At 70.5% G+C, this 19,547-nt stretch carries 18 protein-coding genes; 9 read left to right on the forward strand and 9 right to left on the reverse strand.

Translation table 11 applies throughout. The features are described from left to right. Positions 1-840, forward strand: coding sequence for an SDR family NAD(P)-dependent oxidoreductase (locus AC3DEV_RS01535; RefSeq protein ID WP_413956629.1), 840 nt, complete (start codon positions 1-3; stop codon positions 838-840). Next, positions 797-2,371 (forward strand): amidase, encoded by a 1,575-nt coding sequence (locus AC3DEV_RS01540; protein ID WP_488371086.1) that lies wholly within the window; start codon positions 797-799, stop codon positions 2,369-2,371. Before AC3DEV_RS01535 ends, AC3DEV_RS01540 begins: the two co-directional genes overlap by 44 nt. Before the next feature lie 413 nt (positions 2,372-2,784). Here AC3DEV_RS01540 and AC3DEV_RS01545 read toward each other — a convergent pair whose 3' ends face one another. The 4 genes from AC3DEV_RS01545 to AC3DEV_RS01560 form a co-directional block, all read right to left on the reverse strand. Then, positions 2,785-4,386, reverse strand: coding sequence for an ABC transporter substrate-binding protein (locus AC3DEV_RS01545; RefSeq protein WP_488371087.1), 1,602 nt, complete (start codon positions 4,384-4,386; stop codon positions 2,785-2,787). A 153-nt stretch (positions 4,387-4,539) separates the two neighbouring features. After that, complete coding sequence (locus tag AC3DEV_RS01550; RefSeq protein ID WP_488371088.1) at positions 4,540-6,144, reverse strand: ABC transporter substrate-binding protein; 1,605 nt, start codon at positions 6,142-6,144, stop codon at positions 4,540-4,542. Beyond that, positions 6,141-7,208, reverse strand: a complete 1,068-nt coding sequence (locus AC3DEV_RS01555) for an ABC transporter ATP-binding protein (protein ID WP_488371089.1) — start codon at positions 7,206-7,208, stop codon at positions 6,141-6,143. Before AC3DEV_RS01555 ends, AC3DEV_RS01550 begins: the two co-directional genes overlap by 4 nt. Next, on the reverse strand, positions 7,205-8,158 hold the full coding sequence (locus tag AC3DEV_RS01560; protein WP_488371090.1) for an ABC transporter ATP-binding protein: 954 nt from the start codon (positions 8,156-8,158) through the stop codon (positions 7,205-7,207). The genes AC3DEV_RS01555 and AC3DEV_RS01560 overlap by 4 nt, the downstream gene beginning before the upstream one ends. A 267-nt stretch (positions 8,159-8,425) precedes the next feature. On the opposite strand from AC3DEV_RS01560, the gene AC3DEV_RS01565 reads away from it, so the two are divergent. The 3 genes from AC3DEV_RS01565 (at position 8,426) to AC3DEV_RS01575 (ending at position 11,286) form a co-directional block, all read left to right on the forward strand. Then, positions 8,426-9,544 carry an ABC transporter permease gene (locus tag AC3DEV_RS01565; RefSeq protein ID WP_120282963.1) on the forward strand — a complete coding sequence of 373 codons (1,119 nt, stop codon included), beginning with the start codon at positions 8,426-8,428 and terminating at the stop codon, positions 9,542-9,544. Next, complete coding sequence (locus AC3DEV_RS01570; protein ID WP_259822953.1) at positions 9,537-10,526, forward strand: ABC transporter permease; 990 nt, start codon at positions 9,537-9,539, stop codon at positions 10,524-10,526. The genes AC3DEV_RS01565 and AC3DEV_RS01570 overlap by 8 nt, the downstream gene beginning before the upstream one ends. Positions 10,527-10,596: 70 nt before the next feature. Next, positions 10,597-11,286 carry a TetR/AcrR family transcriptional regulator gene (locus AC3DEV_RS01575; RefSeq protein ID WP_488371091.1) on the forward strand — a complete coding sequence of 230 codons (690 nt, stop codon included), beginning with the start codon at positions 10,597-10,599 and terminating at the stop codon, positions 11,284-11,286. On the opposite strand, the gene AC3DEV_RS01580 is transcribed toward AC3DEV_RS01575, so the two are convergent. Genes AC3DEV_RS01580 through AC3DEV_RS01590 form a run of 3 tightly spaced genes read right to left on the reverse strand, consistent with a single transcriptional unit; the run spans position 11,269 to position 13,698 of the window. Further along, positions 11,269-12,453, reverse strand: a complete 1,185-nt coding sequence (locus AC3DEV_RS01580) for an NAD(P)/FAD-dependent oxidoreductase (RefSeq protein WP_488371092.1) — start codon at positions 12,451-12,453, stop codon at positions 11,269-11,271. The two genes, AC3DEV_RS01575 and AC3DEV_RS01580, sit on opposite strands and share 18 nt — an antisense overlap. 4 nt (positions 12,454-12,457) lie before the next feature. Further along, positions 12,458-12,724, reverse strand: a complete 267-nt coding sequence (locus AC3DEV_RS01585; RefSeq protein WP_067716453.1) for a hypothetical protein — start codon at positions 12,722-12,724, stop codon at positions 12,458-12,460. A gap of 32 nt (positions 12,725-12,756) precedes the next feature. After that, positions 12,757-13,698, reverse strand: a complete 942-nt coding sequence (locus AC3DEV_RS01590) for an aspartate dehydrogenase domain-containing protein (protein ID WP_488371093.1) — start codon at positions 13,696-13,698, stop codon at positions 12,757-12,759. Positions 13,699-13,912: 214 nt separating this feature from the next. Between AC3DEV_RS01590 and AC3DEV_RS01595 the strand changes: the two genes are divergently transcribed. Both AC3DEV_RS01595 and AC3DEV_RS01600 read left to right on the forward strand, forming a co-directional pair. Then, positions 13,913-15,751: a flavin-containing monooxygenase gene (locus AC3DEV_RS01595; RefSeq protein ID WP_488371094.1), complete on the forward strand. Its 1,839-nt coding sequence runs from the start codon at positions 13,913-13,915 to the stop codon at positions 15,749-15,751. Positions 15,752-15,807: 56 nt separating this feature from the next. Continuing rightward, complete coding sequence (locus AC3DEV_RS01600; RefSeq protein ID WP_268098446.1) at positions 15,808-16,467, forward strand: TetR/AcrR family transcriptional regulator; 660 nt, start codon at positions 15,808-15,810, stop codon at positions 16,465-16,467. A 65-nt stretch (positions 16,468-16,532) separates the two neighbouring features. On the opposite strand, the gene AC3DEV_RS01605 is transcribed toward AC3DEV_RS01600, so the two are convergent. Continuing rightward, a complete protein-coding gene (locus AC3DEV_RS01605) occupies positions 16,533-16,832 on the reverse strand; it encodes an EthD family reductase (RefSeq protein WP_120282947.1) in 300 nt (99 codons plus the stop codon). 155 nt (positions 16,833-16,987) lie between these two features. Between AC3DEV_RS01605 and AC3DEV_RS01610 the strand changes: the two genes are divergently transcribed. Together AC3DEV_RS01610 and AC3DEV_RS01615 are read left to right on the forward strand one after the other, a co-directional pair. After that, positions 16,988-17,203, forward strand: coding sequence for a hypothetical protein (locus AC3DEV_RS01610; RefSeq protein WP_488371095.1), 216 nt, complete (start codon positions 16,988-16,990; stop codon positions 17,201-17,203). A gap of 79 nt (positions 17,204-17,282) precedes the next feature. Further along, the gene (locus tag AC3DEV_RS01615) at positions 17,283-17,759 is read left to right on the forward strand and encodes an SRPBCC family protein (RefSeq protein ID WP_096906955.1); all 477 of its coding nucleotides are present in this window, start codon (positions 17,283-17,285) and stop codon (positions 17,757-17,759) included. On the opposite strand, the gene pgi is transcribed toward AC3DEV_RS01615, so the two are convergent. After that, positions 17,756-19,438 carry a glucose-6-phosphate isomerase gene (gene pgi / locus AC3DEV_RS01620; RefSeq protein WP_488371233.1) on the reverse strand — a complete coding sequence of 561 codons (1,683 nt, stop codon included), beginning with the start codon at positions 19,436-19,438 and terminating at the stop codon, positions 17,756-17,758. The two genes, AC3DEV_RS01615 and pgi, sit on opposite strands and share 4 nt — an antisense overlap. Between the last annotated feature and the right edge of the window lie 109 nt (positions 19,439-19,547).

Here is a 19,547-nt window from a genome sequence, read left to right on the forward strand (position 1 = left end):
ATGACCGAGAACACCCAGAACACGCCCGGGGCGGGCACCGACCAGCCGGGCGCGGCCGCACGGCCCGGCGCCGACCGCGACAACCGCTTGGCCGGCAAGGTCGCGATCGTCACGGGCGGAGGACAGGGCGTCGGCCGCGGCATCTCGCTCGGCCTCGCCGAATCCGGCGCGGCGGTCCTGCTGGTCGGTCGCAAGATGCACAAGCTCGAACGCGTCGCCGAGGAGATCCGCTCCGCCGGCGGCACCGCCGAGTGCCTCGCCGCCGACATCGTCACCGACGGTGCACCGGAACAGATCATCGCCACAGCCGTAGAGCGCCTCGGCGGGGTGGACATCCTCGTCAACAACGCCAACATGGCCATGCCCCTGCCGCTGTCCGACTACCCCGACGACGACTTCCGCAAGGCCTTCGAGGGCGGCCCCCGCGTCTCGCTGACCCTGATGAAGCTCGCCCGGCCCGAGATGGCGAAGCGCGGAGGCGGCACGATCATCAACCTCGTCACCTCCGCCGCCGTGCGCTGGGACGCCGCCAACTACGGCATCTACTCCGCGGTGAAGGAAGCCGTCCGCGCCCTCACCCGCGCCGCCGCCTACGAGTGGGCAGCCGAGGGCATCCGCGCGCTCAACGTTGCCCCGCACGCCCACAGCCCCGGGCTCGACTGGTGGATGGAGAACAACCCGGAGGAGGCCGCCGAGTTCGTCGCCGGCATCCCCGCCGGCCGGGTGGGCGACCCCCTCGCCGACATCGGCCGCCCGGTCGCCTGGCTGTGCTCCGGCGAGGCCTCGTATCTGAGCGGTGCGACCATCCCGTTGGACGGCGGCCAGTCCCGCTGGGGCTGACCTCGTCGTCGTCACCGTCGTCGTCGTCACCGTCGTCGTCACCATCATCACTGTCCCCCGTCATCCCACCATCCCCACGCCCACGAGAGGCCACCCCGTGACCGACACCCCCACCCCGACCCGCGACGCGCTCGCCCTGGCCGCCGACATCAGCGCCGGTGCCACCAGCGCCGCCGAGGTGCTCGAGACCGCGATCGCCCGTATCGAGCGGCTCGACCCGGAGCTCAACGCGATGGTCTCCACCCGGTTCGACGCCGCGCGCGCCGAGGTGGAGGCCGGCCTGCCCGACGGCCCGCTGCGCGGGGTGCCGATCGTCATCAAGGCGCTCGGCACCGACGTCGCCGGACTGCCCGCCGCCGACGGCTCCCGGCTGCTCGCCGACGTCGTCGCAGACGTCGACAGCACCGTCGTACAGCGCTACAAGGCGGCCGGGATGGTGGTGCTCGGCACGACCAACGTGCCCGAGATGGGCAAGTCCACCACCACCGAATCGCTGCTGCACGGCCCGTGCCGCAACCCCTGGGACACCGGGTACTCGACGGGCGGGTCGAGCGGCGGGTCGGCGGCGGCCGTCGCCTCGGGCATGGTGCCGGTCGCGCACGGCACCGACGGCGGCGGCTCCATCCGCATCCCCGCCGCGATGTGCGGCCTGGTAGGCCTCAAGCCCAGCCGCGGGCGCGTACCGACGTGGCCGCACCCCGACGCCCTCTCGTCGCCACTGTCCTACCACCACGCCCTGACCACCACCGTCCGCGACAGCGCCGCGCTGCTCGACGCCGTCGCCGGCCACCGCCCCGGCGACTCCTACGGTGCGCCCACCCCACCGCGCCCGTTCCTCGAGGAGGTCGGCGCCGACCCCGGCCGCCTGCGCATCGGGCTGCTGCGCGTCGCGCCCGGACCGTTCCCCACCGACCCCGCCTGCAGCGCCGCGGTCGATCACACCGCCGAGCTGCTCGCCGGGCTCGGCCACGACGTGCGCGAGGTGGAGTTGGACGTCGACGTGCTGGAGGGGATGTCAGCCGTCGGCGCCATCATGGGCGCCCAGCTGCGGGCGACCATCGACGCGCGCCTCGCCGCACTGGGAAGAGACCTCGACGACGACGACATCGAGCCCTGGACCCGGGTGATCCTCGATAACGCCATGACCCACTCGGCCCCCGACGTCGCGCGGGCCCTGCAGACCGCCACCCGGACCGGCTGGCGCGTGGCGGAACTGTTCGGGCCAGGTGGCGTGGACGTGCTGATGCTGCCGACGCTGCCCTCCACCACCCCGGAGCTGGGTTACCTCGACCCGACCGACCCGGAGGCGATGTGGACGCGGTCCTCGGCGTTCTCGGTGTGCACGAGCATGTTCAACCTCTCCGGGCAGCCGGCCATCTCCCTGCCGCTGGCCGCGGACGACCGCGGGTTGCCCGTGGGCCTGCAGCTGGTCGCCGACTACGGGCGCGAGGACCTGCTGCTGCGGCTGTCGGGGCAGCTCGAGGCGGCCGCGCCGTGGGCCACCGTGGCGCCGGGGTACGACGGGTGGTGACGGGCCCGGCCAGACGAGTGGCCTGAGCTGGCCCGCGTCCGGGCCTCCTGGGCTCCTGGGCTCCTGGGCTCCGCGCCTGGCGTCTCGCGGTCGGTGTTGGCTTCTCGCGCTCGCCGAAGTGCGCCCATTTCGGCGCAGCCGCCCCCTGGCATGGCGTCTCGCTCCCGGAAATGCACGGGATCTCACCAGCCGCTCCTGGCCGTGGCGTCTCGCCCACCCCGCGGTGCGCGCGAGACGCCACGTTGGGGCGCGGCTGTGAGCGGCGCGGCTGTGAGCGGCGAGGCTGCTGTCCGCCTGGCCCGCCCGGCCCACCCCGCCTCGCCCCACCCCGGACAGCCGACGGCCCCGGATCCCGTGGAGATGTCTCCGGGATCCGGGGCCGTCGGCGTTCGAGAGGCGGGCGGGCCGCGCGATCACTCCTGGACGAACGCCCCGTCGAAGAACATCGTGGAGTACAGGCTCGGCGAGACGCCCTTGACGGAGTCGTCGACCACCACGTACTCCTGCGCATTGGCCATCACCGCGAACGGCACGACCCGGTTGTAGACCTCCTGCAGGTCGGTCGCCGCGGCCTTCTGCGCCTCGAGGTCGGCGGCGGCCTTGAACGCGGTCACGGCCTTCGTGAGCTCGGGGTCGTCGACGCCCGGGATGTTGAGTGAGCCACCGGGGGTCATGGCGCTGGCGAAGGTGGAGGCCGGGTCGGCGTCCGAGGGGGACAGACCGCCGATGACGGCCTCGTAGTCGCCGGTGAACTGGCGGGCCACGACCTGCGCGACCGGCTGGCTCTGGATGGTGACGGTGAAGCCGGCCGCGTCGAGCAGCGCCTTGACGGCCACGCCGGACTCCATGTTCTCCGGGCTGTCCGCCACGAGCAGGGTGAGCTCGCCGTTCCAGTCCGGACGGTCGGCCTTGACCTCGTCGATGAGGGCGGTGGCCTGCTCGACGTCGAACTGGGGGCCCTGCTGGCCGTCGTAGAAGCGTGAGGACTCCGCGATGATGGCGGACGTGGGCTGGCCGAGGCCGCCGGTGAGGCGCTGGTCGATGAGCTCCCGGTCGAGCGCCATGGCGAACGCCTGACGGGCCCGCTCGTCGGTGAGGACGCCGTCGTACCCGGCGTTACCGGCGTTGAGGTTGACGATGGAGCCGGCGCTGGTGATGGTCTCGAAGCCCCGGTCGCCGGCGTCCTGGGCGGCGGTGACGGTCTTGGCGCCACGCAGGAACCCGACCTGGACCTCGCCGGTCTGGAACGCCTCGTACGTGCCCTGGGAGCCGGGGATGCGGATGAACTCGAGGGTGGGGCAGACGGGACCGCCGTAGTAGTCCGGGTTGGGTTCCAGCACCAGCTCCTGGTCCGGGATGTACTCGGAGACCGTGAACGCGCCGGCACCGATCGGATTGCGGGCCCACTGGGCGGGGTCCGCGGCCTCGTAGGCGTCCTTGGGGATCACCTCGCCCGCGGTCCCGGCCAGCAGGATCGGGAAGCCGGCCCACGGCTCGGTGAGCGTGAACTCGACGGTCAGCGGGTCCACCACGCGGGCCTGCTCGACCTGCATCGCGTCGGTCATCGCGTTGGAGACGGTCTTCGGGTCCTTGTGGAGGTCGATCGTGAACGCGACGTCCTCGGCGGTGAGCGGATCGCCGTTGGAGAAGGTGACGCCGTCGCGGAGCGTGAGCGTCCACATGGTGTTGTCGTCATTCGCCTCGAGCGACTCGGCCAGCTTGGGCTCGAACTCGGCGGCCTCGGGGTTCCACCGCATGAGTCGGTCGTAGACGGCCGCGGACTCGGTGGCCCCGCGGACGCCGAACTGGCCCTGGCCGGGCGCGAACGAGGGGAGCATCGCGTACTCGCCCATGGTGATGGTGCCGCCGACGCGGTCGGCGGTGCAGCGCTCGGACTGGTCCGGGGCGGTGGCGCCGGAGGCCGAGGCGGTGGAATCGGCTCCGCCGCCTCCGCATGCGGTGAGCGCGAGGGTGGTCGCGGCGAGGACGGCCAGGGCGCTGGTGGCGCGGGTCATCTGTTCTCCTGATCGTGAGGGGCGGCGGGCCGGTCGGCCCACCGTTCATAGGTGTTTCCGGCACAGAAGTGCCCCGGGCTCTCGCCGGTGGGCGGGAGCCCGGGGCACGTCGGTGTGGTGCGGGGACGGCCCGTCAGGGCCGCGGGGGAGTGATCACTCCTTCACGAAGGCCCCGTCGTACAGGACGGTCGAGGACAGGGTCGGGGTGAGTCCGCCGACCGTGTCGGAGACGGCCACGTACTGCTCGGCGTCGGCCATCACGGTGAACGGCTGCACCTCGTTGAAGACCTCCTGCAGTCGGGTCATCGCCTCCTTCTGGGCGTCGAGGTCGGCGGCAGCCTTGAGCTCGTTGACCGCGGCGGTGAGCTCGGCGTTGTCGATGCCCGTGAGGTTGGTCGCGCCGTTCGGGAGCATGCCGCTGGCGAACGCGGCCGCCGGGTCGGCGTCCGAGGTGGCCAGGCCACCGATCACGATCTCGTAGTCACCGGTGAACTGACGCGCGGTGACCTGGGAGACGGGGGCGTTGTCGATCTGGACGTTGAAGCCGGCCGCGTCCAGCAGCGCCTTGGCGACGACGCCGGCCTCGATGTTCTCGGGGCCGTCGGAGATGAGCATCCGCAGCGAGCCGTCCCAGTCGGGGCGGTCTGCCTTGAGCTCCTCCACGAGCGACTTCGCGCGCTCGACGTCGTACGCCGGGCCCTCCTGGCCGTCGTACAGGCGGGAGGACTCGGCGACCAGGGCGGAGGTCGGCTGGCCCTCGCCGTCGTAGAGTCGCTGGTTCCACAGGTCGCGGTCCATGGCGGCGGCGACGGCCTGACGGGCGCGGACGTCGGTGAGGATGCCGTCGTAGCCGGCCTTGCCGGAGTTCATGTTGATCACCGAGCCGGAGCTGATGATCTCCTCGAAGCCCTTGACGTCGTCGGACGTGGCCATGTTCAGGAACTTGGCGCCGCGCAGGAAGCCCACCTGGAGCTCGCCGGTCTGGAACGCGTCGTAGGTGCCCTGGGAGCCGGGGATGCGGATGAACTTGAGGGTCGGGCAGACGGGGCCGCCGTAGTAGTCCGGGTTGGGCTCGAGGACGGTCTCCTGGTCGGGGATGAAGTTGGAGACGGTGTACGCGCCGGCGCCGATCGGGTTACGGGCCCACTCCTGCGGGTCGGCGGCCTCGTAGGCGTCCTGGGGGATGACCTCGCCGACGGTGCCGGCGAGCGTGATGGGGAAGCCGGCCCACGGGTCGCCGAGTGTGAACTCGACGGTGAGCGGGTCCACCACGCGGACGTCGGAGATCTGCATGGCCTCGGTCATCGCGACGGACCGGGTGGCGGGGTCCTTGTGCAGGCCGACGGTGAACGCGACGTCGTCCGCGGTGAGCGGGTCGCCGTTGGAGAAGGTGACGTCGTCGCGGAGCGTGAGGGTCCACACGGTGTTGTCGTCGTTGGCCTCGAGGGACTCGGCGAGCTTGGGCTCGAACTCCTCGGCCTCGGGGTTCCACACCATGAGGCGGTCGTAGACGGCCGCCGACTGTGCGCCGCCGCGGACGCCGTACTGGCCCTGGCCCGGCGCGAAGGACGGGAGCATGGAGAACTCGCCCACGGTGATCTCGCCGCCGGCACGGTCCTCGGTGCACCGCTCGGACTGGTCGGGGGCCTGGCCCTCGGCGCCGCCGGAGGCGGAGGTGGACTCCTCCCCGCCGCCGCAGGCGGACAGGGTCAGGGCGGCGGCCGCGAGGACGGCCATGGCGCTGGTGGTGCGCTTCATCGATTCTCCTGGAGAGGGTGGTGGCACGCGACCTGGTGGCCGGGTGCGATGTCGATCAACGGGGGACGTTCGGTGGCGCAGATGTCGGTGGCCAGTGGGCACCGGGTTCGGAATCTGCATCCGGACGGGGGGTTCAGGGGCGAGGGCAGCTCGGAGCTGGTCGCGGTGATGGCGTCCTCGCCGAGCGTGTCGGCGAGCGTGCCGCCGAGCGTGGGCGCGGACGAGATGAGGAGCATGGTGTACGGGTGGGCCGGGGCCCGGTACAGCGACTCGGTGTCGGCGACCTCGCAGACGGTGCCGAGGTACATCACCGCCACGCGGTCGGCGATGTTGTGCACCACCGACAGGTCGTGGGAGATGAAGACCATCGTCAGGCGGTAGCGCTCCTTCATCTCCTCGAGCAGGTTGAGGATCTGCGCCTGCACGGAGACGTCGAGGGCCGAGACCGGCTCGTCGCACACGAGCACCTCGGGCTCCAGGACGAGTGCGCGGGCCAGGGCGATGCGCTGGCACTGCCCGCCGGAGAACTCCGACGGGCGGCGGCCGCCGGCGTGCTCGGGGTCGAGTCCGACCGCCTCGAGGGCGGCGTCGACGCGGCGACGGATCTCCTCGCGTCCACCATCGACGCCCTGGATCTCGAGTCCCTCGGCCACGATGTCGCGGACCCTGCGGCGCGGATTGAGGGAGGACACGGGGTCCTGGAAGACCATCTGGATCATCTTGCGGGCCCGGGTCAGGGCCGCCCCGGACAGCGAGCACAGGTCGGTGTCGTCCACCATGACGCGCCCGGACGAGGGTCGGGGCAGCTGCAGCATCGCCCGGCCGAGGCTGGACTTGCCGCAGCCGGACTCGCCGACCAGGGCCAGGGTGGAGCCGCGGGGGACCGTGAGGGAGACGTCCGTGACGGCGTGGACCGTGCCCTTGCGGGTGTGGTACTCGACGGTCACGTGGTCGACGACGAGTTTGCCGGCTCCGTGCTCGTCGACGACGAGGTCGGCATCCGCCGCAGGGCCCGCGTTCTCCGGCTCGGCCGAACCGGTGAGGTGGGGGGAGGGGACGGTCATGATGCCTCGCTGGTGGTGCTGGAAGTGGCGGGGATGAGCGGGTGATGGCACGCGGCGCGGTGGATGGCGAACCGCGGTGTCGCGTCGGGTGCCGTCGCCAGGTCCTCGAGCGGCGGGTCCACGGCGAGGCAGTCGTCGGCCACACGCGGGCAGCGGGGTGCGAACCGGCAGCCGGCGGGCATCTCCCGCAGGTTCGGCGGGCGTCCCTCGATCACGGTGAGTCGGGTGTGCGGCGGCAGGTCGGGGCGCGGGATCGAGTCCAGCAGCGCCCCGGTGTACGGGTGTGCGGGCTCGTCGAGGAGGGCCCGGGTGTCGCCCACTTCGAGGAACCGGCCGGCGTACATGACCCCGATCCTGTCGGTGTGCTGCGAGACCACCGCGAGGTCGTGGCTGACGAGGATCATCGCCATGTCCGAGTCGGCCTGCAGCCCGTGCAGCAGGTCGAGGATCTCGTGCTGCACGGTCACGTCGAGCGCGGTCGTGGGCTCGTCGGCGATGAGGAGCTTGGGCGAGCAGGACAGGGCGATCGCGATGCCGACCCGCTGGCGCATGCCGCCGGAGAGCTGGTGTGGGTACTCGGAGAGCCTGGCGCGCGGTGAGGGGATGCGCACCCGGGTCAGCAGCTCGACCGCGTGATCGGTGGCCTCGCGGCGGCTCAGTCCCAGGTGGTGGCGCAGCGGGTCGGTGATCTGGCGGCCGATGGTCCGGATCGGGTTGAGCGAGGTCAGCGGGTCCTGGAACACCATGGCGATCTCGCGGCCCCAGAACTTCTGCGCCTCGCGCTGGGACAGGGACAGGACATCCCGGCCGTCGAAGCGGACCGTGGAGCCCTGATCGACGCGGGCGGTGGTCGGCGCGATGCCCATGATCGACCGCACGAGCATCGACTTGCCCGAGCCGGACTCGCCCACGATGCCGATCGTCTCGCCCCGGCGCAGGGAGATGTTCACCCCGTCGACGGGCGTGATGCGACCGTCGGGGGTGTCGATGTGGGTGCGCAGGTCGCGGACCTCGAGCAGCAGGTCGGGGTCCGAAGGCCCGTGTCCGCTGGGTGCTGCGGCGGCGATGGCTGCCTCCTGGGGTTGGTGTCTCGGACGGGGATCTAAGACAACTGCTTAGAACGTGTTGCTGTGATGAGTATCACGGCATAGGGTGTCCACGTCAAGGTGATTAAGAAGCCGCCTCAGGCGGTGACTCAAACGAAGGGGTCTCCCCACGTGCTCAGGTTCATTGGCGAACGCGCTCTGCACGCGGTCGTCGTCGTCGTACTCGCAACCATCGGCGCGTTCTTCCTGATGGAGGCCGTTCCCGGCGACTCCGCGGCATCCGCCGTGGGGCCGGGCGCGACCGCGGAGCAATACCAGGCAGCCCGGGAGGAACTGGGTCTCGACGACCCGGTCACCACCCGGTTCGCGGAATGGGTCGGCAGCATGGCCTCCGCTGACCTGGGCAACTCGCTCATCCCGCCCAACCAGCCGGTCACCGAGATGATCGGCAACGCGCTGCCGGTCACCATCCAGCTGGCATTCCTGTCGATCATCCTGTCGCTGGCGATCGCGGTCCCGGTGGCGGTGTGGTCGGCCTACCGCCGTGGTGGGGTGTTCGACCAGGTCGCCTCGGTCGTCGCGTTCGCGTTCATCTCGGTGCCCAGCTTCGTGGCCGGCCTGCTGCTGATCTACCTGCTGGTGTTCAACCACTCCTTCGCGCAGCAGCTCATCCTCGGCGCGGCCGTCGTGATCGGGCTGGTGGTGGCGCTGTCGCCGCTGGGCCGTCGGGGCGGGCGCGGGGCACCCGGCGTCACCTGGGGCCGGTCCCTCATCGCCGGTCTCGCGGTGGGCGGGGTGATCGCCGTGATCGCACTGTTCCTGCCCGAGTTCCCCCGCCAGGGCTACGCGCCGCTGGCCGAGGGGCTGGGGGAGAACCTGCGCAGCATCATGCTGCCCGCGCTCACCCTCGCGCTGATGGAGGTCGCGATCTTCACCCGCGTCCTGCGGACCGACATGATCTCGACCCTGCAGCAGGACTTCGTCCTGTCCTCGCGCGCGAAGGGCATGCCGACCGGCCACGTCCTGGTCAAGGAGGCCCTGCGGCCGTCGACGGTCTCGATCATCACCCTCGCCGGCATCAGCCTCGGTCGCCTCATCGGCGGGACGGTGGTCGTCGAGCGGCTGTTCAACCTGCCCGGTATGGGCAGCATGATCGTCGACGCCGTCCAGAACGACAATCTGCCCGTGGTGCTCGGCGGCGTGATCGTCATCGCCGTCTTCTACGTCGTGGTCAACATGACCGTCGACGTCACCTATGCACTCATCGACCCGAGGATCCGCCGTGGCTGACAACGACCCCACCCGTTCCACCGTCGCCACGACCGGCGACTCGACCACGACCGGCGACTCGACCACAGCCGGCGACTCCACAGTGACCGTCGCCTCGACCGCCACCGCGACCATCGCCGCGGAGGCGCCCGCCCGGCGCAAGCTGCGCCTGCCGAAGCTCTCCGCGGTCGGCACCCTGCTCGCCCTCGGGTGGACCGCCCTCATCGTTCTCGGCGCGTTGATCGTCGACTTCCTGCCGCTGGCCGAGGCGCGCGACCCGCAGTTCGCGCTGACGACCCGATCCCTGCTTCCACCGGATCTGCTCACGGCGCATCCCCTGGGCACCGACCGTCAGGGCCTCGACATCCTCGGCGGCCTGCTCTACGGCGCCCGCGTCTCCATCGTGGTGGGCATCGGCGGTGTCGTCATCGGCGCCCTCATCGGCGGCGCGCTGGGCCTGGTGGCCGGATACAAGGGCGGCTGGGCCGACCGGATCGTCTCCATCATCAGCGACGTCCTGCTGGCGTTCCCGTCGCTCATCCTGCTCATCGCGATCGTCACGGTCCTCGAGCCGACCCTGCTGAACGTCACCCTGGCGCTGGGGATCATGGTGGTGCCGTCGTACGCACGGCTCGTCCGCGCCAACGCAATGAGCTTCGCGGGCCGCGAATTCGTCACCGCCGCCCGGTCGCTCGGTGCGGGCGAGACCCGCATCATGCTGCGTGAGGTGGCCCCCAACATCGTGGCGCCGGTGCTGTCCTACAGTTTCATGCTCGTGGCTGTGCTGATCGTCGCGGAGGCCTCGCTGAGCTACCTGGGGCTGAGCATTCCTCGGCCCGAACCGACGTGGGGCAACATGATCAGCGCCGGTCAGTCCGATTTCGAGAGGTACCCCGGACTGGTGGGGATCCCCGCCATAGTCCTGTTCCTCACGGTGTTGAGCTTCAACCAGCTGGGCGAGGCCGCCGGCCGCAAGTGGAGCCCCGGAGCGGCCAAGATCTGATCGACGCCGACCGGCCCGGTCCGGCGGTGGTACGGGCACGTGTTCTATCCAGGCGGAGGAGAGGGGCCCGATGGACCCGACGAGTGAGGCCACGGTCGACGGGGCCGCCCAGGCGAGGGACGCCAAGACTGCGATGCTCGAGATCGCCGAGCAGCTGATCAGGGAGCATGGCCTGGACCGGGTCTCGATGCGCGACGTCGCCACCGCCGCCGGGCAACGCAACAACTCCGCGGTGCAGTACCACTTCGGCAGCCGCGACGGTCTCATCCTGCAGGTGCTGCGGCGCCGGCTGACCGCCCTCGACGTCGATCGTCGGCGGCGGTTGGCGGAGATCGACGAGCAGGGCCTGGGCACCGACCTCGCGGCTCTCGTGCGGGTGTTGTTCGAACCGATCGTCGATCTGCTGCGGGCCTCGCCCGACGCCACCCACTACGCCCGGTTCCTGCAGCGGGTGGGGCCCGTGATGGGACCCGGCGCACCCGAGGTGCGCCTCCGCACGGCCACCGACGATGTGGTGGTCCGCCTGATCGACGCCATGTCGCATCTGCCCCGGCGCGTGGCCTTCGAGCGGATCGACCTCGCCGTGCAGATGTTCACGGGCGCGCTCGCGGTCTACGAGGACCGGCGGGACGTGCACAGCACCGTGGTCAACACCGAGTTCGAGACCGTGGTCGCGCACCTGTACGACATGACGGAGGCGGCCCTGCGTGCCGGGGTCGGGCCGCACGAGTCGCCCGCCGGGTCAGACGCGTCCGCGTAGGAGCTTGCGGAAGTACACGACAGGCTGGACGAACCGGTCGAACGCGTACGTCATCCGCCGCGGGGCGGAGAGGTCGATCCCCGGCACCGACGGGGCCGCCCGACCGTCCCGGTCGTGCTCGTCGAGCACCAGTCGGCCCCTGCTCACGGCCACGGGGATGACCGTGTAGCCGTCGTACTCCTCCAGCGGCCCACCGTCGCGGGCGGCGCGCAGGTTGTCGGCCACCACCGCGACCTGGTCGCGCAACGCGCCACCGGACGGGCGGGTGTCCACGGTCGCGGCGTCCCCCAGTCCCCACACCGTCTCGTGGCGAGTGTGGCGCAGGGTGCGGGGATCCACCTCGACGAGTGTGGCGGCGTCGCCCGTCGCCAGGCCAGAGTCCGCGACGAATCGCGGGGCGCGGCTGTCCGGGGTGACGTAGGCGAGGTTGACGTGCTCGAGAGTCACCGGGGCGGGGCCGTCGAGCGAGACGGTCCGGGCGGCGTGGTCCACGGCGGTCACCCGTGTGTTCGCGTGCACCGTGATGCCGTAGTCCTCGATGAACGGCTGCAGTCGGGCGTCGATCTTCTCCAGGCCGAGCAGCCCCCCGAACGGTGTCACCAGGTGCACGTCGATCCGGTCGAGCACCTCGGCGCGCCGCCACCGGTCGCACGCCAGGAACATCGCCTTGAGCACCGTCCCGCCGCAGGATGCCGGCTCGGGCGGAACCGAGAACACCACGGTGCCCTCACGTTCACGCACGAGGGCGGCACATGCCCGACCGGCGTACTCGGGCACGTGGGCGGACACCGCCCAGCCGTCGACGTAGGCCTCCTGCAGTCCCGGAATCTCCTCCCAGTGCGGGGTGAGACCGGGGCACAACACCAGGTCGCGGTAGCTGACGGACGCGCCGCTGTCGAGGGTGACGGTCCGGGCGTCGGGATCGACGCGGGTGGCCGCGTGCGGCACGAGTTCGACCCCGTCCGGGACCACGGTCGCCATGGCCCGCTCGTAGCGGGACATGCGTGCCTGCCCGGCTGCGGCGTAGTTCAGCATCGGCCGGTAGCGGTGCACCGGGCTGGGGTCGATGAGCGCGATGCCGCCCACGCCATCGCGCCTGAGGCGGGCCGCCAGGGAGACCCCGGCATTGCCTGCCCCGACGATCACGGTGTCGAACGCGGCGGGCATGGCTCTAGAACACCTCGAACGCGTAGCCGACGAGGCCGACCACCAGGAGGAGGACGACGATGGCGATGACCACTATCCACACGACGGGACTCGTGCGTCCCGGCTGAGGAGTCGGGCTCTGCCGCTCCGTGGGGGCCTGCTTCCTGGCCGCACTGTCCGACTGCAACGAGGTCGAGTCGGAGTCCGGCGTCACCCCGGCGGGGGCGGAACCGGTGTCATCCACGTCCGGGCTCTGGGCGGGATCCGGGTCTGACGGTCGGGCGTTGGTCATAGTCGCACCTCTCGTTGACTGGGACCCACACGCTAGGGGCTCGGCGGTCGAGCTTCCACCGGTCGGCCTGTCACCGGCCGGTCTTTCGCCTCTCGACGCGAACCGCGGCCCGGGTCCTGGCCGAGCACCACCACGCCCGGCCCCGCGCCCGCCGTGAGTGACGCGAGGACCTCCGCGACCGACCACGCGGTGATCGCCGAGGTGCGGCCGCCGGAGTCGGGGTCCACGGCGTTCTCGAACTGCAGCTCGTAGCGACCCATCGGCGAGACCCACTCCACGACGTGGCGGGTGCGACGGACCTCCGGGTCGGCGACGACGACCACCTCGGTCCGGTCCAATCCCAGCGTGGCCAGCGCGAGTGCGACCGAGGCGTTGGAGGTGAGCGGGAACGCCAGCGCCGCCTCGCGGGCGGACCCGCGGAACACCTCCCGTCGCTCGGTGAGCTGCTCCTCGACGTTCAGCGCAGCAGGACTCTTGATGGTGAAGTGGCGCAGGTGGGCGTCGTCGGTGCCCGCGCGTGCGGCCGCCGAGAGGACGTCGAGTCCGCCGATCGCCCCGGCGGGCACCAGCACGCGTCCGGCGCCCGACCCGCCCGCTAGCAGGTCGCGCGGGTCCGAGTGGCGGGCGAACACCCCGCAGGAGCACACGATCATGTCCGTGCCGGCGGCCGTCACTCGCGGGATGAACTCCTCGGCAGCGTCAACACTGCTGGCCTCAACCACCACGTCGGCCGCCTCGATGGCGTCGGTGATCTCCTCGTCCGTGCTGCGGGAGCGGAGCACATCGCCGAGCCCGGCCCCGGGGACGTCGCCCCGCTCGAGTGCTTCGATGACCGCGCCGCCGATCGCGCCGGCACCGATCACGGCGACCACCAGCGGCCGGGTGCGCGCGGCCTGATCGGCTGAGCCGGTCACATCGACCGGGCTCGCCGCGGAACCGGCCGGGTCGGGCGAGGGGGAGCGCGGAGGGGTCATGGTGAGGCCACCGTACCTACTTTGATCAGCCGGGACCCGTCGGTGTGGGACGTGCCGGCCACCTGTCCGGCCCGCCCGAATCCCCGTTGGCCTGTTGCGTACATCACACAGTGTACGTAATGCTCGTCACAACTTGACGGAGCGTCAAGTTTGTTCGACACCCCGTCCACGGAACCCCTCCCCGCGGACGCACCCTTCGCCAAAGGACACCAGCATGGCCTTCACCCTCCCCGAATCGCAGATCCCCCTCGACATCGATTTCGACCCCGACCACCTCCGTCAGCGTTTCGAGGCGGACAAGCAGGCCCGCCTGCGCCGGGACCAACTGGCCCAGTTCCAGGGCCTGGAGGACCTCCTCGAGGTGGACGACGCCGATCCGTTCTCCGACCCGATCACCCGCGAGCCGGTCACCGAGGAGCTCGACACCCTGGTCCTGGGAGGCGGGTTCGGGGGGCTGACCGCCGGTGCCTACCTCACGCAGAACGGCGTCGAGGACTTCCGGATCGTCGAGTACGGCGGCGACTTCGGCGGTACCTGGTACTGGAACCGCTACCCGGGCGTCCAGTGCGACATCGAATCGCACATCTACATGCCGCTGCTCGAGGAGACCGGGTACATCCCCAGCCAGCGGTACGCCGACGGCTCCGAGATCTTCGAGCACGCCCAGCGCATCGGCCGGCACTACGACCTCTACGACAAGACCTACTTCCAGACCCGCGCCACCCACGCGCAGTGGGACGAGCAGGCCCAGCGATGGGAGGTCACCACCGACCGCGGCGACCGGTTCCGCACTCGCGTCCTCATGCGCTCCAACGGCGCACTGACCAAGCCGCAGTTGCCGAAGGTGCCCGGGATCGCGGACTTCGAGGGCAAGATCTTCCACACCAGCCGCTGGGACTACGACTACACCGGCGGATCGGCGGCCGGGAACCTGGAGAACCTGCGCGACAAGCGCGTCGCCGTGGTGGGCACCGGCGCCACCGGCGTGCAGGTGGTGCCCTACCTCGGTGAGGACGCCAAGGAGTTGATCGTGGTGCAGCGCACGCCGAGCGTCGTGCAGCCGCGCAACAACCGCAAGACCGACCCGCGGTGGGCCGAGTCGCTCCAGCCCGGTTGGCAGTACGAGCGGCACGACAACTTCAACGGGATCATCTCCGGGCACGAGGTGGACGGGAACCTGGTCGACGACGGCTGGACCCACCTGTTCCCGCAGTTGACGGGCCAGCCCCTGGTGGACACGCCCGTCGGTGAACTCCCGGAGGCGGACCAGGCGCTGGTCGCCGAGCTCGCGGACATGAAGCTGCTCATGGGCGCCCATCAGCGGGTCGACTCGATCGTCACGGATCCCGCGACCGCCGACGGTCTCAAGCCGTGGTTCGGCTACATGTGCAAGCGCCCCTGCTTCAACGACGAGTACCTGCAGACGTTCAACCGGCCCAATGTCACGCTGGCCGCGTCGCCGACCGGGATCGACGGGATCACCTCCACGGGGATCGTGGTGGCGGGCACGCACTACGAGGTCGACTGCATCATCTTCGCCACCGGCTTCGAGACCGGGTCCGGCCCGGCGGGCATCTACGGCTACGACGTGATCGGGCGCGAGGGTCACTCGATGCAGGAGTACTTTTCCGAGGGGGCCCGGACCTTCCACGGGTTCTTCACCCACGGTTTCCCGAACTTCGTCGAGCTGGGGATGTCGCAGACCGCCTACTACGTCAACTTCGTCTACATGCTCGACCGCAAGGCCCGGCACGCCGCTCGGCTCGTCAAGCACCTGCTGGACAACGATCTCGGCACTTTCGAGCCGACGGCCGAGGCCGAGGCCGACTGGGTCGCCGAGGTGCGCCGGTCCAACGAGCCGCGCGAGGCGTACTGGGGTGGGTGCACTCCGGGGTACTACAACGGGCAGGGCGAGGTGTCCAAGGCCGTGTTCCGCGACGTGTACAACTCGTCGGAGATCGACTTCTGGAACATGATCGAGGACTGGTGGAACTCGGGTCGATTCGAGGGCCTGGTCTTCGAGTCGTCCCACACCGCGGTCCCGGTCGCCTGAGCGACGGGCCGCACGCCTGTCGGGCCCCACGCCCCGCGACCCTAGGAGTGGCGATCATGGTTTCCGGCCCGTCACCGACACCGGCCTCCGACGCTGTCGACGGCCGTCGCAGGCGTGTGCCGAAGGGCGAGGTCCAGCGGCAGGTCATCCTGGACGGGTTCGAGGGACTGCTCGAGCAGATGCCGGCATCGGACATCTCGGTCAAGGACATCACCGAGGCCGCGGGGATCAAGCGGCCGAACTTCTACTTCTACTTCGAGTCCAAGAACGAGGTGCTGGGGGAGCTGGTCGGGCGGGCCTGGGACGCCTGGATCGACACCGTCGGGAGCTACCACCGGCGGGCCGGGGAATCGCACTCCGACTACTTCGACCGGCTCTTCGGCCAGTCCTACGCCGCGTGGGTGGAACACGACCAGGTGATGGTGGCCGGAGTACAGGCGACCGGATACGACGACGAGGTGAGGTCCCGCTGGACCGAGTTGGTGACGGGGTTGAACGCCCACCTCTCGGAGCAGATGGGGCAGGACTCGGAGGCCGGGCTGATCGCCCCGTTGTCCGATGACCACGGGGCGATCGTCGACAGGCTGACGGACATGATCGTCATGGCCTTCTACCAGGACCGGTCGCTCAAGCCCGCCGAAGCCGAGTCCGCCCGGATGCTGGCGTCCCTCAAGGCGATCTGGTTGGGGGCGTGGGGAGTGGCGGAGGTCCGGTGAGGAGCGAGCCCCGGTGCCCGTCCGCGCTGACGGGACGGGTCCGGGTGGTCACTCGATGCTGCCGGCTACTCGATGCTGCCGACGAGCATGGACGGGGTGACGCCGAGGTTGGCGGCGTCCGCCACCAGTGCCCGCCCCTCCTCGGTGGCCATCGACGCTCCCATCTCCTCGGCGTCCGCGAAGAACAACTGGGCCATCAGGTGGAACTCGGGGGCCGATCCATCCGGGCCGGGCAGGAAGCGCGTGACCTTGGCGTCGGCGAGGCCGGGCACCTTGTGGGCCAGGGGGATGTGGGTGCCGATGTAGTACTCGTCGAACTTCTCGACGTCGTCGGGCGTGGGGTACAGAACGGTGAGGGCGATCAATGTGCATCCTTCCGAGGGGCGCCCGGCCCGATGGCCGGCCGTGGGGTGTCGTAGCGGTGATGATGCCGCAGACCACGGCGCCACGGGCCCGGTCCGTCAGGCGAGCCCGCACTGATCCGTTGATCCCGTCCCGGGCTGGTTCTAGCGTGGCACCCATGAGGTCGCACGCGGCGGGACCGCTGGTCGGGTTGGGGCTCCTCCACGGGGCCGGGGTGGGCACCGTCCTCGGAGTCGTGATCGCCGGCGCCCCGAACCTGGCCACCTGGATGGTGATGGGCGCAGGCATCGGTGTGGTCGTGGGGAGTGTCGCCGAACTGTGGCGTGACGTGGCACGACGAACAGCTCCCGGACCCACGCCCACCGCGCACTGATCACAGGCCACCGCGGTACCGGCTGCGGCCCTATCGTGGTGTGATCCGATCCCGCGAACTCCGGAAGGACCGATCTGCCATGACCGCCATCACCACCGTCGACCGCGGCCCCCGCGTCGTCGCCCGCAGTGTCACCGTCAACGCCCCCGCCGAGGAGCTGTTCGGGCTCGTCACCGACCCGCGCAAGCACGGGCTCGTCGACGGTTCAGGGACCGTCAAGAGCAACGTCAAGGGGCCGTCGACCCTGTCCGAGGGCGCCAAGTTCACCACCTCGATGCGCATGTACGGCGTCCCGTACCGCATCACCAGCACGGTCACCGAGTACATCGACACGCCCGACCAGAAGGTCATCGAGTGGGCGCACCCCGCGGGCCACCGCTGGCGCTGGGAGTTCACCCCGACCGCGGACGGGCGTACCGAGGTCACCGAGTGCTTCGATCCCCGGCCCTCGAAGATCGGCAAGGTCTTCGAGAAGATCGGCGTCGCCGACCAGAACGCGTCCGGCATCACCGAGACGCTCTCGCGCCTGGCCGCGAAGTACGAGACCGCGGGTTAACCGCGGTCCGTCGCCCGGTCCCGGCCGCGTGCGGCCCGGTAGCGGGCGATGAGGGCCGCTGTGGAGGAATCCGTGTCGGCACCACTGGAGTCGGCACCACTGGCTTCGTCGGAGCCGAGTGCCGGGTAGAGGTCGCGGGCCTGCTTCTTCCCCAGTTCGACTCCCCACTGGTCGAAGGCGTTGATGTTCCAGATCGCCCCCTGGACAAAGACGACGTGTTCGTACAGGGCGATGAGCTGCCCGAGGACGCCGGGGGACAGCGAGGGCGCGAGGATCGTCGTCGAGGGACGGTTTCCGGGCATCACCCGGTGAGGGAGTAGAGCGGCCTCGATGCCGTCGGCGCGCAACTCGGCGTCGTTCCGGCCGAAAGCCAGCACCCGGGACTGGGCGAACATGTTGCTCACGAGCAGGTCGTGCATGGCCACACGGTCATCGGCCGCCATCGTTCCGTCCGAGGGGCGGGCGATGCCGATGAAGTCGACGGGGACGAGGTGGGTGCCCTGGTGCAGGAGTTGGAAGAACGCGTGCTGGCCGTTCGTCCCCGGCTCACCCCAGTAGATCTCCCCGGTGGGGTGGTCCACCGGGGAGCCGTCGAGCCGGACCGATTTGCCCAACGATTCCATGGTCAACTGCTGGAGGTACGCGGGGAAGCGGGCGAGATCGTGCGCGTAGGGGATGACGGCCTTGGACTGGGCCCCCAGGAAACTCGTGTACCAGACGCCGAGCAGCCCCATGAGCAGGGGCGCGTTGCGGTCATCCGCCGCGGTGGCGAAGTGCTCGTCCATCGAGTTCATGCCCTCCAGGAACTCGGTGAAGACCCCGGGCCCGAGGGTGATCATGCAGCTGAGCCCGATCGCGGACCCCACGGAGAAACGGCCACCGACCCAGTCCCAGAAGCCGAACACCGCCTCCTCGGCGATGCCGAACGCGGCCACCTCGTCGGAGGCTGTCGAGACCGCGACGAAGTGAGCGGCCACGGCGTCTTCCGCGCCGAGGCGATCGAGAAACCATCGACGGGCGGCGTGGGCGTTCGCGAGGGTCTCCTGGGTGGTGAACGTCTTGGAGGCGACGATCACCAGGGTGGTCTCGGGGTCGATCCCGGCCAGGGTGGAGTCGAGGTCGCGGGGGTCGACGTTCGACACGTAGTGGGCGGTGATCCCGCCGGTCTGCAGGGGGCGTAGGGCCCGGTCGACCATCGCGGGCCCGAAATCCGATCCGCCGATGCCGATGTTGAGGACGGTGGTGATCTTCTTGCCGGTGTACCCGGTCCATTCCCCGCTCCGGACCCGCTCGGCGAAGGCGGTCATCGTCCGGAGGGTCTCGTGGACGTCGACGACCACGTCGCGACCATCCAGGGTCAGCGTGTCATCGGCATCTCGTCGGAGGGCCGTGTGCAGGACGGCACGGTCCTCCGTGGTGTTGATGCGGTCGCCGCGGAACATGGCTGCTCGGCGGACCGGCAGGTCCGCAACGCGAGCGAGGCCGAGGAGCGCGGAGACGACCTCATCGGTGACCAGGTTCTTGGACAGGTCGATGTAGAGATCGCCTGCCGTCACGCCCAGTCGGCTCCCGCGGTCGGGGTCTCGGTCGAACAGCTCACGCAGGGTGGTCTCACCCGTCGAGGCGGCCAGCGCCTCGACCGCTCGCCACTCATCGGTGGTGCTGATGTCCATCTCGATGCTGTTCACGGGCAGTCCTTCGGTGTGGTGGCGGAGGGGGCGAGGCTGACGATACCGTGGTGTACACAATTGACTACAGTTTCCGTACACAGGTGACTACAGTGGCGGT

The organism is Dietzia sp. IBK-p2-15D, from assembly GCF_057773105.1.